Annotated in this window: 18 protein-coding genes; 11 read left to right on the top strand and 7 right to left on the bottom strand. The window is 71.5% G+C overall.

The features are described from left to right. Positions 1-19: 19 nt before the first annotated feature. The 3 genes from ACSHWB_RS36470 to ACSHWB_RS36460 are packed head-to-tail and all read right to left on the bottom strand — an operon-like array spanning position 20 to position 1,361. Positions 20-235 (bottom strand): PLDc N-terminal domain-containing protein, encoded by a 216-nt coding sequence (locus ACSHWB_RS36470; RefSeq protein ID WP_439657856.1) that lies wholly within the window; start codon positions 233-235, stop codon positions 20-22. Next, the gene (locus ACSHWB_RS36465) at positions 232-675 is read right to left on the bottom strand and encodes a universal stress protein (protein ID WP_439657855.1); all 444 of its coding nucleotides are present in this window, start codon (positions 673-675) and stop codon (positions 232-234) included. Before ACSHWB_RS36465 ends, ACSHWB_RS36470 begins: the two co-directional genes overlap by 4 nt. Further along, positions 675-1,361 (bottom strand): CBS domain-containing protein, encoded by a 687-nt coding sequence (locus tag ACSHWB_RS36460; protein ID WP_439657854.1) that lies wholly within the window; start codon positions 1,359-1,361, stop codon positions 675-677. Before ACSHWB_RS36460 ends, ACSHWB_RS36465 begins: the two co-directional genes overlap by 1 nt. 161 nt (positions 1,362-1,522) lie before the next feature. On the opposite strand from ACSHWB_RS36460, the gene ACSHWB_RS36455 reads away from it, so the two are divergent. Genes ACSHWB_RS36455 through ACSHWB_RS36440 form a run of 4 tightly spaced genes read left to right on the top strand, consistent with a single transcriptional unit; the run spans position 1,523 to position 5,127 of the window. Continuing rightward, on the top strand, positions 1,523-1,987 hold the full coding sequence (locus tag ACSHWB_RS36455; protein ID WP_439657853.1) for a universal stress protein: 465 nt from the start codon (positions 1,523-1,525) through the stop codon (positions 1,985-1,987). Then, positions 1,944-2,867, top strand: a complete 924-nt coding sequence (locus ACSHWB_RS36450; RefSeq protein ID WP_439657852.1) for an ATP-binding cassette domain-containing protein — start codon at positions 1,944-1,946, stop codon at positions 2,865-2,867. The genes ACSHWB_RS36455 and ACSHWB_RS36450 overlap by 44 nt, the downstream gene beginning before the upstream one ends. Before the next feature lie 2 nt (positions 2,868-2,869). After that, complete coding sequence (locus tag ACSHWB_RS36445; protein ID WP_439657851.1) at positions 2,870-4,039, top strand: ABC transporter permease; 1,170 nt, start codon at positions 2,870-2,872, stop codon at positions 4,037-4,039. Continuing rightward, positions 4,036-5,127: an ABC transporter permease gene (locus ACSHWB_RS36440; protein WP_439657850.1), complete on the top strand. Its 1,092-nt coding sequence runs from the start codon at positions 4,036-4,038 to the stop codon at positions 5,125-5,127. The genes ACSHWB_RS36445 and ACSHWB_RS36440 overlap by 4 nt, the downstream gene beginning before the upstream one ends. Here the strand turns inward: ACSHWB_RS36440 and ACSHWB_RS36435 are convergent. After that, positions 5,033-6,433 (bottom strand): wax ester/triacylglycerol synthase family O-acyltransferase, encoded by a 1,401-nt coding sequence (locus ACSHWB_RS36435; protein WP_439657849.1) that lies wholly within the window; start codon positions 6,431-6,433, stop codon positions 5,033-5,035. The two genes, ACSHWB_RS36440 and ACSHWB_RS36435, sit on opposite strands and share 95 nt — an antisense overlap. A gap of 94 nt (positions 6,434-6,527) precedes the next feature. Next, complete coding sequence (locus ACSHWB_RS36430; RefSeq protein WP_439657848.1) at positions 6,528-7,226, bottom strand: CPBP family glutamic-type intramembrane protease; 699 nt, start codon at positions 7,224-7,226, stop codon at positions 6,528-6,530. Positions 7,227-7,238: 12 nt separating this feature from the next. Between ACSHWB_RS36430 and ACSHWB_RS36425 the strand changes: the two genes are divergently transcribed. Together ACSHWB_RS36425 and ACSHWB_RS36420 are read left to right on the top strand one after the other, a co-directional pair. Then, positions 7,239-8,297: an acyltransferase family protein gene (locus ACSHWB_RS36425; protein ID WP_439657847.1), complete on the top strand. Its 1,059-nt coding sequence runs from the start codon at positions 7,239-7,241 to the stop codon at positions 8,295-8,297. Beyond that, positions 8,294-9,094, top strand: coding sequence for a 2-oxo acid dehydrogenase subunit E2 (locus tag ACSHWB_RS36420; protein WP_439657846.1), 801 nt, complete (start codon positions 8,294-8,296; stop codon positions 9,092-9,094). The genes ACSHWB_RS36425 and ACSHWB_RS36420 overlap by 4 nt, the downstream gene beginning before the upstream one ends. Before the next feature lie 3 nt (positions 9,095-9,097). Here ACSHWB_RS36420 and ACSHWB_RS36415 read toward each other — a convergent pair whose 3' ends face one another. Beyond that, on the bottom strand, positions 9,098-10,225 hold the full coding sequence (locus ACSHWB_RS36415) for a Gmad2 immunoglobulin-like domain-containing protein (RefSeq protein ID WP_439657845.1): 1,128 nt from the start codon (positions 10,223-10,225) through the stop codon (positions 9,098-9,100). Positions 10,226-10,235: 10 nt separating this feature from the next. Next, the gene (locus ACSHWB_RS36410) at positions 10,236-10,481 is read right to left on the bottom strand and encodes a hypothetical protein (protein WP_439657844.1); all 246 of its coding nucleotides are present in this window, start codon (positions 10,479-10,481) and stop codon (positions 10,236-10,238) included. Between the two features lie 225 nt (positions 10,482-10,706). Between ACSHWB_RS36410 and ACSHWB_RS36405 the strand changes: the two genes are divergently transcribed. The 5 genes from ACSHWB_RS36405 (at position 10,707) to fbp (ending at position 14,771) form a co-directional block, all read left to right on the top strand. Beyond that, entirely contained in the window at positions 10,707-10,982 is a 276-nt protein-coding gene (locus tag ACSHWB_RS36405; RefSeq protein WP_439657843.1) for a DUF4342 domain-containing protein, read from the top strand. Further along, positions 10,979-11,626, top strand: coding sequence for a LiaF transmembrane domain-containing protein (locus ACSHWB_RS36400; RefSeq protein ID WP_439657842.1), 648 nt, complete (start codon positions 10,979-10,981; stop codon positions 11,624-11,626). The genes ACSHWB_RS36405 and ACSHWB_RS36400 overlap by 4 nt, the downstream gene beginning before the upstream one ends. Next, positions 11,623-12,714, top strand: a complete 1,092-nt coding sequence (locus tag ACSHWB_RS36395; protein ID WP_439657841.1) for an AI-2E family transporter — start codon at positions 11,623-11,625, stop codon at positions 12,712-12,714. The genes ACSHWB_RS36400 and ACSHWB_RS36395 overlap by 4 nt, the downstream gene beginning before the upstream one ends. After that, positions 12,647-13,585 carry a DUF2157 domain-containing protein gene (locus tag ACSHWB_RS36390; RefSeq protein WP_439657840.1) on the top strand — a complete coding sequence of 313 codons (939 nt, stop codon included), beginning with the start codon at positions 12,647-12,649 and terminating at the stop codon, positions 13,583-13,585. The genes ACSHWB_RS36395 and ACSHWB_RS36390 overlap by 68 nt, the downstream gene beginning before the upstream one ends. A gap of 67 nt (positions 13,586-13,652) precedes the next feature. Next, positions 13,653-14,771, top strand: coding sequence for a fructose-1,6-bisphosphate aldolase/phosphatase (fbp, locus tag ACSHWB_RS36385; RefSeq protein WP_439657839.1), 1,119 nt, complete (start codon positions 13,653-13,655; stop codon positions 14,769-14,771). Positions 14,772-14,803: the final 32 nt, after the last annotated feature.

Genomic DNA, 14,803 nt, shown 5'->3' with positions numbered 1-14,803 from the left:
TCGGCCGGCCGGGCGCGGATCAGGTTCGCCTGCCCCAGCGGAAGTAGGCGACCGGGCCGGCGAAGTTGACCAGGATCGCCAGTGCCCACCACAGCTTCCTGCCGCGCACGAACTGCGCCGGTCGCAGTGCCAGGTCGGTCCACGCCGCCGCGGCGAGGAGGACCTCGACGACCCCCGTGGCCACCGCGGTCCTGCGCTGCCACGGAGTCATGTCGCTCCAGTGCTTTCTGGTCATCCGGTCGTCGCCTCCTTCACGACCACGACGGGACAGGCCGCGTGGTGCACGCACTGTGCGCTGACGGAACCGAGCAGTGTCTCGGTGACCGCGCCGTGCCCGCGGTTGCCGACGACGAGGAGATCCGCGTCCGCGGAGGCTTCCACGAGCACATGCCGCGGATCGCCTTCGACGAGCACCGGACGGATGCGCGCGCCGACGTTGCCGATGTCGTACAACGCCTCGTCCAGGGCCTTCTGCCCGAGGGACTTCTGGTGCTCCTCCGACAACTGTGCGGCCACCTCCACGGGCACGGGGCCCGAGACGACGCCGTTGTCGCGGTGCCACACCGAGATCGCCGCCACGTCGGAGTCCCGCCGCACGGCCTCGTCCACGGCCCAGCGCAGGGCCGCCTTCGAGACCGGCGAGCCGTCGACCCCGACCACGATCGAGCCGGCCATCAGCCGAAGATCTCGGTCTGGCGCGGAGGCTTCGAGTCGTCCCACTCCGGCCTGAGGTTGTTGTGGACCTCCACCACGCCGGGGGTCGACCGCACGAGGTGCTCCGCGATGTCGATCTCGCTGCGCCGCTCCAACCGGCCGCTCAGCGTGACGACGCCCTGGGCGACGGTGACGCCGATGGTCAGGGGGTCGACCCACAGCGTCCGGCCGAAGACCTCGTCCTGGATCTGGCGGCGCAGGTCGGCGTCCTCGCGGACGAACAGCGACAGCAGGTCCCGGCGGGACAGCACGCCGACCAGGACGCCGTCGTCGTCGACCACGAACAGCCTGCGCACGCCCGAGATCGCGAGCTCACGCGCCGCCTTGCTCGCCGGGGTGTCCGGGGTCGTCGTCCGCACAGGGGAGGTCATGACGTCCCGTGCGGTGAGCCCGGCGGACTGCGCCCAGCGGTGCTTCTCCGCGCGTCCGGCGAAGAGACCGGGAGGCTCCTCGGCACCCGCGCGGAACTCCTCCTTCGGCAGCAGGTCCGCCTCGGAGACCACGCCGACGGGCCGGTCGTCCTCGACCACCGGCAGGGCGCTGATCTTGTTCTCCTCGAGCAGTCGCACGAGGTCCTGGAACGAGGTGTCGGGGCTCGCACCGATGACCTCGGCGGTCATCAGTGAGGCCACGGTGGGTTCGCGCATGGCGGTCCTCCTCAGGTCTTCGGGTGTCCCGTTCCCAGCGTTCATCCGCGCCGAAGCCCGCGACACGTGCGAAAGCCGGTGCCGGTACGGGACGAAGGGCTCTGCGCGACGGCGGCGCGCACTGGGCACGCTGATCACCGAACCCACTCGAGGAGCGACCCATGAAGGACAAGTCCCGCATCGTCGTCGGCGTCGACGGCTCCCCCGCCGCGCGGGGAGCACTCGCCTGGGCCGTCGCGGAGGCCAAGCGCACCAACGCGTCCGTGCTGGCGTTGTCGGTCTGCCAGTTGAACCCCTCGCTCGACGAGGGTGTCGACCCGTTCAGCGAGAGGCACCGCCAGGACCTGGAGGCCGCCCTGGAGTCGCTCGGCCCGTCGGTGCTCGACGTGCGCATCGACACCGAGGTGCCGCAGGGCGTGGCGGGTCCGGTGCTGGTGGAGCGTTCCGCCGGCGCGGCCTGCCTGGTGGTCGGTGAGCACGGCTCGCACCGGGCGGACGTCCTGGTGATGAGCTCCGTCACGAGCTACTGCCTGCGGCACGCCGTGTGTCCCGTCGTCGTGGTCCCGTTGGAAGGAGCGCACCATGACGGTCCTCTCATGCTCCGGCCTGAGCCGCAGGTTCGGTGACGTCCAGGCCGTGGACGACGTCTCGTTCACGATCGCGGAAGGCGAGACCTACGGACTGCTCGGACCCAACGGCGCCGGCAAGACGACCACGATCTCGATGATCACCGGCGTGCTCGAACCGGACGCCGGTGAGGTGGTCGTCGCCGGACAGCCGATGTCACCCCGGGCGATCGCCGCCAAACGGCTGGTCGGCTACGTGCCGCAGGAACTCGCGCTCTACCCCGACCTCACCGGCCGGGAGAACCTGCGGTTCTTCGCGAGCCTCTACGGCGCGGCCCGCTCCCGCGTCGACCACGTGCTCGACGTGGTCGGCCTGACCGACCGCGCGGGCGACCTGGCCCGCGAGTACTCCGGCGGCATGAAACGGCGGCTCAACGTCGCGATCGGGCTGCTGCACGAACCTCGGCTGCTGGTGCTCGACGAACCCACCGCGGGCGTCGATCCGCAGAGCCGCAACCAGATCATGGACAACGTCCGGGCGCTCGCCGCCGAGGGCATGGCGATCCTCTACACCACGCACTACATGGAGGAGGCCGAACGGCTCTGCGACCGCGTCGGCGTCATCGACTCCGGGCGGCTCATCGCCGAGGGCACCCGCCGCGAGCTCGTGGAGAAGCTCGGCGAACGGGACCGGATCTCGTTGCTGCTGGACGGAGATCTCGCCCACGCCGCGACGATGCTCGGCGAGCTGCGCGACGTGAAGAACGTGGCGGTGCACGGGCACGGCGTCGAGCTCGTGGTGGACGACGCGCGGGAATGCCTGCCCGTCGTGCTGTCGGCCGTCACCTCCAACGGTGTCGTGGTGCGCTCCGTCGAGGTGGACGAGCCGAACCTGGAGACCGTCTTCCTGCACCTCACCGGCAAAGCACTGCGGGAGTGACCATGCGGCACGCACTGCTGATCGCCCTGCGCGACCTGCGCGAACGAGCCAGGGACCGCACCGCCTACGTGCTGGCGCTCGTGCTGCCGCTCGGTCTCGCCGGCGTGTTCACCCTGATCCTGGGCAACATCGGCGGCGACGGCGAGGTGTTCCGCTACGCCGTCGCCGACGCCGACCGCGGTGTCGTCGCCACGACGTTCACCGGCGAGGTGCTGCGCGGCGCGGCGTCGTCGGGCGCGATCGAGATCCGCACCGCGTCGTCCGCCGCCGAGGCCAGGTCGTGGGTGGACGGAGGTGAGGTCACCGCGGCTTTCCTGCTGCCGCAGGGCCTCACCGAGGACGTGACCGCGGGTCGTGCGGCACGGATCGAGGTCGTCGGCGACGTCGACGCTCCGACCGGCACCCAGGTCGCCCGTTCACTCGCGGAGGCCTACACCGGCCGTCTGGCCGCGGTGCGGGTCGCGGTGGCGGCGACCGTCCACTCCGGAGTCACCACGCCACCGGCGGAACTGGCGGCCGAGGCGGCGGCATCGCTGCCCGAGACCGTCCTCGCCGAGGACACCACGAACCGCCGCCAGCTCGACCCCAAGACCCAGTACGCGGCAGGCATGGCGGTGTTCTTCCTGTTCTTCGCCGTGCAGTCCGGCGTCACCGGTCTGCTCGACGAACGCCGCACCGGCACGCTGGCGCGGTTGCTCGCGGCGCCGGTGCGGCGTTCGTCGATCCTCGCGGGCAAGCTGCTCACGAGCGTCGTCATCGGCGTGCTGAGCATGGCGGTGCTGATCGTGGCGTCCTCGTTGCTGATGGGCGCGCGCTGGGGACACCCGGCCGGTGTCGGCCTGCTCGTGCTCTCCGGTGTGCTGGCCGCCACCGGGGCGATGGCCGTCGTGGCCGCCCTCGCGAAGACCGCGGAACAGGCGGGTGGCTGGCAGGCCGTCGTCGCGATCGTGCTCGGCGCGCTCGGCGGCGCGTTCTTCCCGGTGGCGCAGGCGGGCCGGGTGCTGGAGGTGCTCAGTCTCGTGGCGCCGCACCGCTGGTTCCTGCGCGGGCTCGCCGATCTCGCCGGCGGCGGGGTCGCCGCCGTGCTGCCCTCGGTCGCCGCCATGACCGCGTTCGCCGCGGTCACCTGCTCCGCGGCCCTGCTGCTGTTCCGGAAGGTGGTGCGACCGTGAAGGTCCTCTCGATCGCCTGGATGAACCTGCTGCGGGTGATGCGCGACCGCACCGGCCTGTTCTTCCTGGTGGCTCTGCCGATGATGCTGGTCTTCATCATCGGCGCCTCGTTCGGCGGAGCCGGCACCCCGCTGCTCGGCGTGGTGGGCGATGCCGGCGTGCTGCGCACCGAACCCTCGTTGCGGGTCAAGGACTTCCCCGACGAGACCGCGTTGCGCGCGGCCGTCGAGCACGGTGAGGTGAGTGCCGGCCTGGTGCGCATCGGCACGCCCAGGATGCTGGTCCGACCGGACCGCACAGGTCAGCAGCTGCGGATGCTCGTCACGACGACCCTGACGAGGGAGGCGAACCGCTCCGCCTCCGGTGACTTCGTCGCGTCCCACACCGGGCTCGACCGCGCCACCGCACTGTCCGTTGTGGACTCGATCCGGGTGGAGCCGGTCGAGGTGCGCACCAGCACCACGGGCGAGGCCTTGTTCCCCCAGGACTTCTCCGGGTTCGACCTCGGCGCGGCCAACCAGCTCGTGCTGTTCACGTTCCTCAACGCGCTCACCACCTCGGCCGCGCTGGTCGAGTCCCGCGCGCTCGGTGTGACGCGGCGCATGCTCGCCACCCCGACGCCGGCTCGTGTCGTGGTCGCCGGCGAGGCGCTGGGCCGGGTCGTGATCGCGTTGCTGCAAGGGCTGATCGTGCTCGTCGGCTCGGCCCTCCTGTTCGGCGTGCGCTGGGGCGACCCGCTCGGCGCCGCCGCTCTGCTGGGCGCGTTCGCACTGGTCTCCGGAGGGGCCGGGTTGCTGGTCGGCTCGTTGTGCCGCACTCAGCAGCAGAGCACGGGCGCGGGCATCCTGGTCGGGCTGAGCCTCGCGGCGTTCGGCGGGTGCATGGTGCCGATCGAGTTCTTCAGCCCCACGCTGCGCACCGTCGCCTTCGTCACGCCGCACGGCTGGGCCGCCGACGGGTTCGCGGCGCTCACCCGCCGCGGCGGTGATCTCCTCACCGTGGCGCCGCACCTGGGCGTGCTGCTCGGGTTCGCCGCCGTGCTGTTCCTGCTCGGCTCCTGGAGGTTGCGGCGGGCGGTGACGGCGTGACGCGTGCCTTCGCCGCGACGCTCAGCGCGGCGAAGGCGTCCCGCAACGCCGCTGCCAGCACGTCCACGTCGGGGTTGCTGTCGTAGTCGGCGGTGATGCCCAGGGTCAGCCGGTCTGCGTAGGAGAGCACCGCGATGCCCGTCCTGATCCGCACGGCGATCGGCACGTAGGGCAGGATCTCGACGATCCGGCGGCCCAGCACGTCCAGCGGTCCCCTCGGTCCCGGCACGTTGGTGGTCACCGTGACGATGCTGCGTTGCGGCAGCATCGCACCGAGCCGGATGCTCCACGACAACGGCGCGAACGGTTCGTGGCGCGCAAGTTCGGTGACCGCGTGTCCCGCCTCGGCCTCGTTGCCCTCCTTCAGCGCCGCGAAGCGCTCGTGCACGGCCGCGAGCGCGTCCACGACGTCCTCGCTGTCGACGGGCAGGAACGCCAGCCGGAGGCTGACCTGGTTGTCCATCCTGCGGTCGCCGCGCACCGACACCGGCACCATCGTCCGCACGCTCTCCGGATCAGGCCGTTCTCCCCGTGCGAGCAGCACAGCGCGGTACGCGGAACTGACCGCCGCGAGCACCACGTCGTTCACGGTGGCGCCGAACGCGTGCGCGACCTCCTTCACCTCGGCCAACGAGGTACGGACGATCCGATAGTGCCGTGCGGTGCCGAGCGGCCCGAACAACGAAGAGGCGTGCACCGGCAACAGAGAGCCCAGGAGCGACACCAGTCCGCTCACCGCGGACGTGACCAGCCGCGCGGTCCGCAGCGGAGAGGTCACCACGGCGCCCAGCAGGGCCAGCAGGCCCGGGTCCGCGTCCGGTGCGTGTTCCGGCGGGGGCGCGTCGCCGTACAGCACGTCGTAGAGCATCGTGCCGCCCACGCCGTCGACCAGGCAGTGGTGCACCTTGGCGACGATCGCCCAGCGGCCGTCCTCGAGCCCCTCGACCACCCAGTACTCCCACAGCGGGCGGTCGCGGTCCAGCCGCTGCCCCATGATGCGCGCGACCAGCGCGGACAGCTCCGCGTCGCCTCCCGGCACCGGCAACGCGGTGCGGCGCACGTGGTAGGCGAGGGTGAACGCCGGATCGTCCTCCCACCCCGGCGTGCCGAGGTCGAGCGGGACGCGGACGAGCTTCTGCCGGGCGCGCGGCAGCACGTGCAGCTTGGCGCGCAGGAAGGCGAGGAACTCGTCCTGGGACGGGGCCGGGCCCTCGACCACCGCCACCGAGGCGATCGCGAGGGAGGCGTGCGGATCCGCGTCCTCGATGTCGAGGAACGCCGCGTCGAGCGGGCTCAGGTGGTCCATGAACCCAGTGCAGCAAGGGAGATCCCGGTGCGACACGGCCCGGCGTCCCTCGCCGGACGAGCACTTCGGCCCTGCCCGCGCGCGCCCGCGCGGATCACGCTGACGACAGGACCCACCAGGCGACCAGCACACCGCCGGAGTTCGTCGCGAGGTGCACCAGCGCGGGTGCGAGCACGCCCTTGCCGGTGTGCCGCCACCAGAGCAGGAACACACCGGCGACCGCCGCGGCGAGCATCGCCACGACCGACACCAGCGCCAGCGACGCACCGCCGAAGACGGCGCCGACCGCCGCGTTGCTCGTCAACGCCAGTGAGGGAAGCACGTGCCACAGCCCGAACAGCGCCGACGCCCCGAGCACCGGCCCCCAGCGCCAGCGGTCCCCGCCGCCGAGCAGGGCGGGCAGCACGCCGCGGAAGGCGACCTCCTCCAGCAGCACCGTGCCGAACGGGATGCGGACCAGCATCGCCCACAGCAGCGGTCCCACCGCCAGGTCGTGCACCCGGCCGTCGTGGAAGAACGTCCGCAGCGCCGGCACCGCGAGGGCGATCCCGAACCCGAGCGCGATCACCCCGAGGCCCAGGAGCCCGAACAGACCCGCGCGGCGCAGGTGCGCGCGCTCGAGTCCGATGGCGGCGGCACGCAGCCCGGACCAGTACGCGAGACCGACCAGCCCGGCGGTGGTCACGACGCCGGTGATCGGGTAGGCCCAGCCGGGCAGCACGCGGTTGACGAGAACGGTGGCGAGGGCGAGAAGGACGACTGCGGCGGCGAACGCGGCGACACGACGGCTCATGGTTCTTCCAGTATGCGCCCGCGTGAGGAGTACCTGGACTGGCTGCGCGCCACGAGCTTGATCGTCGTTGTGTTGTGGCACTGGGCTTTCACGATTCTGCGCTGGACACCGGACGGGCCGGTGGCGACGAGCCCGCTCGGTTTCCTGTCCGGGCTGTGGATCCTGACCTGGCTGTTGCAGGTGCTGCCGGTGTTCTTCTACGTCGGCGGGTGCGTGCACAGTCACTCGTGGGAACGTGACAAGGAGCACGGCGCCTGGCCGTACGTCTGGCGGCACGTCCGGCACCTGGTGTTCCCGTCGCTGGCTTTGTTGTGCACGTGGCTGGTGCTGGGGTCGCTCGTCGGCGCCGCCTTCGGCCTGCCCTGGATGCGCGGCGTGGTGCTGCTGGTGATCAGCCCGTTGTGGTTCGTCGGCGTCTACGTCGTGCTCGTCGCGCTGGTGCCGCTCAGCTCGTGGCTGCACCGGCGGTTCGACCTGCTGGTGCCCGTGTGGCTCGGTGGCGTCGCGATGCTCGTGGACGTGCTGAGGTTCCGCTACGACGTGCCCTGGATCGGCTGGGTCAACATGCTCGTGGTGTGGTGGCTCGCCCATCAGGCAGGCTTCTTCCACGAGCGGCTGACCAGGCGGACGGGCTGGGCGCTGCTGTCCGGCGGCCTGTTCTGCCTGGCGGGGCTGGTGTCCTCCGGCCTCTACCCCGGATCCATGGTCGGGGTGCCCGGCGACCGGCTCTCCAACGTGGGCCCGCCCACGTTCGTTCTGGTGGCGCTGCTCGCCTTCCAGGTCGGGTTCGCCGAGGTGACCCGCCCTCTGGTGAAACGCCTGCTGCGGCACGGCCCCGCGCGGCGGATCGTGACGGTGGTCAACGCGGTCGCGCTGCCGCTGTTCCTGTTCCACAGCACCGGAATGGCGCTCGCCAGGACGTTCGGCTACCTCGTGCTCGCCGGCCAGATCTCCGACGACCGCGCCCCGGACCTCGTCTGGTGGGTGCAACGCCCGCTGGCCGTGCTGGGGTCGCTGGTGTTCACCCTGCCCGTGATCGCGCTGGTGCGAACGAGAAGGAGACGATCATGACCTCGCGGACCCTCCCGACGTGGCGCAAACTCGCCTGGGCCGCGTGGCGGCCTCCCTCGGATCCCCAGTTCTACGGCGAGCTCGACGTCGACGCGCAGGCGATGCTCGACCACATCGCGCACGTCCGGGCCACGAGCGGACGGCACGTCACCGTCACCCACCTCGTCGGCAGAGCGGTCGCCCGCGGTCTCGCCCGCGTTCCCGAGCTGCGCACCCGTGTCGTGCTGGGGCGCGAGCACGACCGCGAGTCGATCGACGTCTTCTTCATCACGTCGGTCCACGGTGACAAGGAACTCAGCGGTGTGAAGATCAGCGACGTCGCGCACAAGTCCGCTGTGGACGTCGCGGAGGAGCTGGCGCGCCGGCACTCCGCGATCGCCGACGGCACCGACCCGGAGTTCGGCAAGGGCAAGGCACTGCTCGGGTGGCTGCCGGTCTGGCTGTTGCGGCCGGTGCTGCGCTGCGGCGCCTGGCTCACGTCGGGACTGGGCCTGGACCTCCGGGCGATCGGCCTGCCGCGGGAGGCGTTCGGCGGTGCGATGATCACCTCGGTCGGCATGTGGGGAGTGCGGCGCGCGTTCTCGCCCCTGGCCGCGTACTACCGCGTTCCGGTGCTCGTGCTGGTGGGGGCGGTGGAGCACCGGGCCGTGGTGGTCGACGGAGAGGTCGTGGCGCGGCCCGTGCTCGGGATCACCGCGACCTTCGACCACCGTTACGTCGACGGGTCGCAGGCCGTGCGGTTCGCCGCGGCGGCGCAGGAGTACTGCGCCGACCCCGGTGCGTTCGAGCCCGCCTGAGCGTCAGCCGTTCCCGGTCGCCTTCGGTTGCGCCACACCGAAACCCACCCGGACGGCCGTGGTGAGCACGACGTCGCCGTTCGCCGCCGAGAACTCCTGGAACAGCACCCATCCCTCGCCGCCGTTGGGCTGGGCGAAGGGGATCGTCCCGGTGAACGGCTGCAGCGCGTCCCCTCCCCCGGTCACGAAGCCGCGGCCGATCTCGGTGGAGGCCTTGTCCACCAGGACGCGCACGGTCACGTTGCCCTCGAACACGTGCGCGCGACCGCTGACGGCCAGCGGGGTGGCGACCACGTCGCCGGAGCGGGGCCCGTCGACCTGGATCACCCCGGCAGCGGCCGCGGTGACCGTCCACCTGCCGTTGTCCCTGCGCAGGGCCACCACCGTGGGTTGTCCCGTCGACGGCACGGTCACGTCGTTCGCCCTCGGCGGGTAGCAGGTGACCTCGGCCAGGTCACCGGTGCGCCGGGCCGTCCCGGTGAACACGGCGCGCATGCCGGCGACGTCGAGCAGGAACCGCCTCGCCTCGGCCGTCGCGTCCCCGACGTCGTCCTGGGACGGTGGCGTCAGCTGCAGCCAGTGGTAGAAGGCGGACACGTCGCCGTCGAAGGAGTGCACAGTGGACTTGACGGTGGGGAACTGCCTGAGTGTCGAGTCGAGTTCCGCGAGCAGTGCCGCGCCACCGAAGCTGGAGCTCGCGTTCGGAATCGCCTCCCGGAAGTCCCGGAAGTCCGCGTAGGCGACCCCGTCGACGACGCGGACGCTCCTGAGGTGGTCCGCCGTGCCGTTCCCGAACATCGACCAGTGGCCGCTCGTGCGCTCCGCCTCGGTGGGACCGCGCAACAGCTCCGTCAGTGCCGCCGTCGCGACCGCCGCGGTCTTCGGCACCGACCGCGGCACCGCGACCACCTCGCGGGGATCGTCCGGCGAGCCCTGGTGGAAGTACACGGCGAAGCTGGTCATGTCCGGCGCGGTCGTGGAGGCCGTGGCCGGACTCGTGGACGGGTCCGGTGGTGGTGCCGCGGTGCGATCTGTGCGCACGGCGACCAGCACCACCGCGACAACGGCGAGCAGCGCCGCCACAGCAACGGCCAAGAGGCCCACGCGTCGTTTGTCCTGCCACCACTTCATCTCGGTCTCCTCACGCGAACGAGCTCAGGACGCGCAGTCCGGACGTCGTCAGCTCGGCGGGCGCCTGCGCGCCGAACGCGGCAGGCCGCGCCGGGCGGAACAGGCCCTCGGCGAACATCTGGCCGGTGGCGGCGAAGTCGCACCACAGTCCGTCGACGGCGAGACTGGGCACACGCCCGCACAGCAGCTGGCCACGCCCGTCCGCGATCGCCTGCAGCATCGCCCGGTGCCTCGCCGTGTAACCGTTGGCGCTCATCGTGTTCCCCTTCCTGTTCGCGACGAACCGACTGAAGGAGAGCCTGGCCTTCGGCACCGTGCTCCTCGCAGAAGCCAAGGTGGGCAACGGTTCGGGACCATCGCGACGAACCGCTCGGGCCCTGTCCCGGCTCTCGGGAGGACCGACGAACCTCTCGGAGAGGACCGAAGGGCACTGCCCCCGCCCCGCTCCTGGAGAGAGGGTGGTGGTGGAAGGGAGACAGAGATGACCGTCCAGCAGGAGACCAAGGTGAGCAAGCTTCGCGGCGAGGCTCTCGTCGAGAAGGTCAGGGAGCTCATCCACGAGGGCAACGTCCGGCGCCTGATCCTCAAGAACGACAAGGGTCACACCGTCATGGAGATCCCGGTGACCGCGGGTGTCGTCGCCGCGATCGCCGCCCCCGTCGTGACCGCGATCGGGGCCGTCGCCGCGATCGCGAGCGAGTGGACCATCGAGGTCGAGCGCCGCGGTGGCACCACGCCGGAGGAGCCGCAGTCGTGAGGCCCGTGCGCGCGTGGGTGGGGCTGGTGCTGCTCGCACTCGGTGTCTTCGGCATCCTCGACGCCACCGACGTGCTCGACTCCGGCACCGCCGTCGAACGCTGGTGGCCGCTCGCCCTGGTGGGGCTCGGGCTCGTGGCGATGGCCGCGCAGCGCCGGGTCTCGTTCGGTCCCGTCGTCATCACCCTCGCCGGGCTGGTGCTGCTCACGGGGTCGCTCGGGTGGGCCACCGGCGATGTCCTGTGGCCCACGGTGTTGATCTGCGCCGGAATCGCCGTGCTGGTCGGCATGCGCAGGCACCAGGGGGCCCACGTTCCCGTCACGGTGTTCGGCGGCACGACGACCCGCGAGCGCGCGCGGCACCTCGAGCACGCCGACGTCTCCGCCATCTTCGGAGGCGCCACGCTCGATCTGCGCCAGGCTCACGTCGACACCGAGGCCAGCGTCGACGCGTTCGCCCTCTTCGGCGGCGTCGAGGTGCTGGTGCCGGAAGGGTGGCGCGTGTCCGTGGGCGGGTTGCCGTTCATGGGCGGGATCGTGGACAAGACCGAGAACGACGGGCTGAGCGACGACGCACCGGTGCTGACCGTCAACGGCACAGCGCTGTTCGGCGCCGTCGAGGTCGCGAACCAGCCGAAGCCGTGAACGGTGACGTGCGCCGGTGGAGCCGGGGCGGTGCTGCCGCCCTGGTTCTGCTGGCGCTCGGCTACGTGGGCTGGCGTGCCGCAGTGGCGCTGGCGGCGGTGCTGATCCCGGTGGCGGTCGCCGTCCTGCTGGCCGCGCTGCTCTGGCCCGCGGTGGCCTGGCTGCGCCGCCGTCACACCCCCAGTGCCCTCGCGGCGGCTCTGGTGCTGGTCGCCTCCCTCGCACCGCTCGGCACCCTGCTCGCGTTCACCGTCGACGCGCTGATCAGCGGCGCGGGCGGACTGGGGACCGCGCTGCGCGACGCCGTCGGCGAGGGCCGGGACTGGCTCGTGCACGGACCGCTCTCGCTGAGCGAGCCGCAGATCGACGCGGTGCTCAACGACCTCGTGAACCTCGTCGCCGGGCAGAGCCGGCAGATCCTCGGCGGTGCCACGGCGACCGCCGCGGCCGTGGGTACCGCGTTCGCCGGCGCCGTGCTCAGCCTGTTCACCCTGTACTTCTTCCTCTACGACGGCGATCGGTTGTGGCGTGGTGTCCTGCGCGCGGCACCGATGCGTCTGCGTGAGCGCGTCGACGGCATCGGCCGCAGGGCCTTCCACGCGTTGTCCGGGTTCACCAGGGCGACGCTGGCGGTGGCCGTCGTGGACGCGGTGGCGATCGGCGTCGGGCTGGCCGTGATCGGCGTGCCGATGGTGGTCCCGTTGACGTCATTGGTGTTTCTCGGCGCGTTCGTGCCGTACGTGGGCGCCTTCGTCGCCGGATGCGCCGCGGTGCTGGTCGCGCTCGTCAGCGGTGGCCCGGTGACCGCGCTGCTCGTGCTGGCGCTCACCGTCGCCGTGCAGGAGCTCGAAGGTGATGTCCTGCAACCGTTCCTGCTCGGCCGGGTGGTCCGGCTGCACCCGCTGACCGTCGTGCTCGCCGTCGCGACCGGCGTGGTGCTGGCCGGGGTCGTGGGGGCGTTGTTCGCCGTTCCCGTCGTGCTCGTGATGCGGGAGATCTGGCATCGGGAGGGTGAGAGCCGTGAACCTGAGGACACAGCAGAACGAGGCGCTGCACCGGCTGACGACGCGCGGAGTGCTGTCGCCTGAGCAGGAGACCGCCGTGCGCGAGGCGCTCACCGGAACGGGGGCGCCGTCGCGGGTCGCGGACCGCATCGCGGAGGTCGCCGGCTACGTCGGAGGCGGTCTGGTGCTCGGTGGGGCCGCGCTGCTGCTCGGGGTGTCCTGGGAGGACCTGTCCCGCCTCGGCCGCGTCGCCGTCCTCGGCGGTACCGCGGTCGCGCTCGTCGTTGCGGCCATGGTGGTCGCCGGTGGTCTCAGGGCGATGCGCACCGTTGTGCGTCACCGCAGACGTGTCGTCAGCACGTTGTTGTCGCTTGCCGCTGTCACCACGGCGTTCACCGCGGGTGCCGGGGCGACGTCCCACGAGGTGACCATCGGCAGCACCACCGGACTCGCCGCCGCGGTCCTGGCCTACGTCGTGGTGCCGACGGCGCTGGCGTACCTCACCACCGCCGCGGCGGCCATCAGCGCCGTGCTGGCGTGGGTCACCGACTTCGTGCCGGACAGCTCGGTGCCGGGAGGCGTGGCGTTGTTCCTGCTCGGCCTGGCCGGCGGATGCCTCGCCCTGTTCCAGGTGCTGCGCCCGGTCCCGCTCGCACTCGCCACCGGCGCCGCGGTCGCGTTGTTCGGCGCACAACAACCGTTGGCGGGCAACGGCCCTGCCGCTCTCACCTACCTGCTCACCGCCGGCCTCGCGCTCGCGTGCTTCGCGGCCTATCTGAGCGTGCGCACCACGGTGCTGCTCGTCGCGGGCGTGGTGTGCACGACGGTCGTCGTGCCGGAGGTCGTGTGGGACCTGACGAACGGTGCCGCAGGAGGCGGCGTGCTGCTTCTCGTGGCAGGTGCCGTGCTGCTGGCGACGAGCCTGGCGAGCCGATGGCTGTGGCACACCCGTTGAGGGCCACGGGCCCTCTCGACCGGAATGCGTGACAACAGGGAATCCCGACACTCGCCTGGAGGCGAAAATGATCACACTGAGCATCATCAAGGCCGACACGGGCGGCTTCGTCGGTCACTCCGCGGTGCACCCGGACATGCTGGCCGCCGCCCAGGAGGCGCTCACGACCGCGGTCGGGGACCACCTGCTCGTCGACGCGAAGGTCGCGAGCTGCGGCGACGACATCTCGCTCATCATGACCCACGAGCACGGAGCCGACGCGGAGCCGATCCACTCGTTCGCGTGGGACGTCTTCGGCACGACCACGGGGATCGCCCAGCGGCTCGGTCTCTACGGCGCGGGCCAGGACCTGCTGTCCGACGCGTTCAGCGGCAACCTGCGCGGCATGGGACCCGGCTACGCGGAGCTCGAGTTCATCGAACGGCCCAGCGAGCCGATCATCTGCTTCCTGGCGGACAAGACCGAGCCCGGCGCGTGGAACCTGCCGCTGTACAAGATGTTCGCCGACCCGTTCAACACCGCGGGTCTCGTCATCGACGCGAAGATGCACGCGGGCTTCCGGTTCGAGGTCTACGACCTCTACGAGGAGAAGAAGATCTGGTTCGACTGCCCCGCCGACCTCTACGAGATGCTGATGTACATCGGCGCACCCGCCCGTTACGTCATCCACTCCGTGCGGTCCAAGACGCTCGACGAGCAGGCCGCCGCCACGTCGACCCAGCGGCTGTCGCTCATCGCCGGGAAGTACGTCGGCAAGGACGACCCGGTCATGATCGTCCGCGCGCAGTCCGGCCTCCCGGCGGTCGGTGAGTTCCTGGAGCCGTTCGCGTTCCCCTACTCGGTCGCCGGGTGCATGCGCGGCTCGCACCACGCTCCGATGATGCCCGTCAGCATCGAGCAGGCCCACCCCGCCCGCTTCGACGGGCCCCCGCGCGTCACCGCGCTGGGGTTCCAGGTGCGGGAAGGCAAGCTCATCGGCCCGAGGGACATGTTCGACGACCCGTCGTTCGACCTGGCGCGGTCGCAGGCCAACGAGGTCATGGACTACCTGCGCCGGCACGGCCCGTTCGAACCGCACCGGCTGCCGCTCGAAGACCTCGAGTACACCACGATGCGCCAGCTCGAGCAGCGCCTCGCCCAGAGGTGGGAGCCGATGGCCGCCGCACCGCTGCCCGTCGTCCGGTGACACGGGTCGTGAGTGGTCTCCGTCGCAGGACG

This window comes from Lentzea sp. HUAS TT2, from assembly GCF_051853195.1.
In the GTDB taxonomy this organism is placed as follows: domain Bacteria; phylum Actinomycetota; class Actinomycetes; order Mycobacteriales; family Pseudonocardiaceae; genus Lentzea.
The sequence above is the reverse complement of the archived record's forward strand: the minus strand, read 5'-3'. Positions and strand labels throughout refer to the sequence as shown.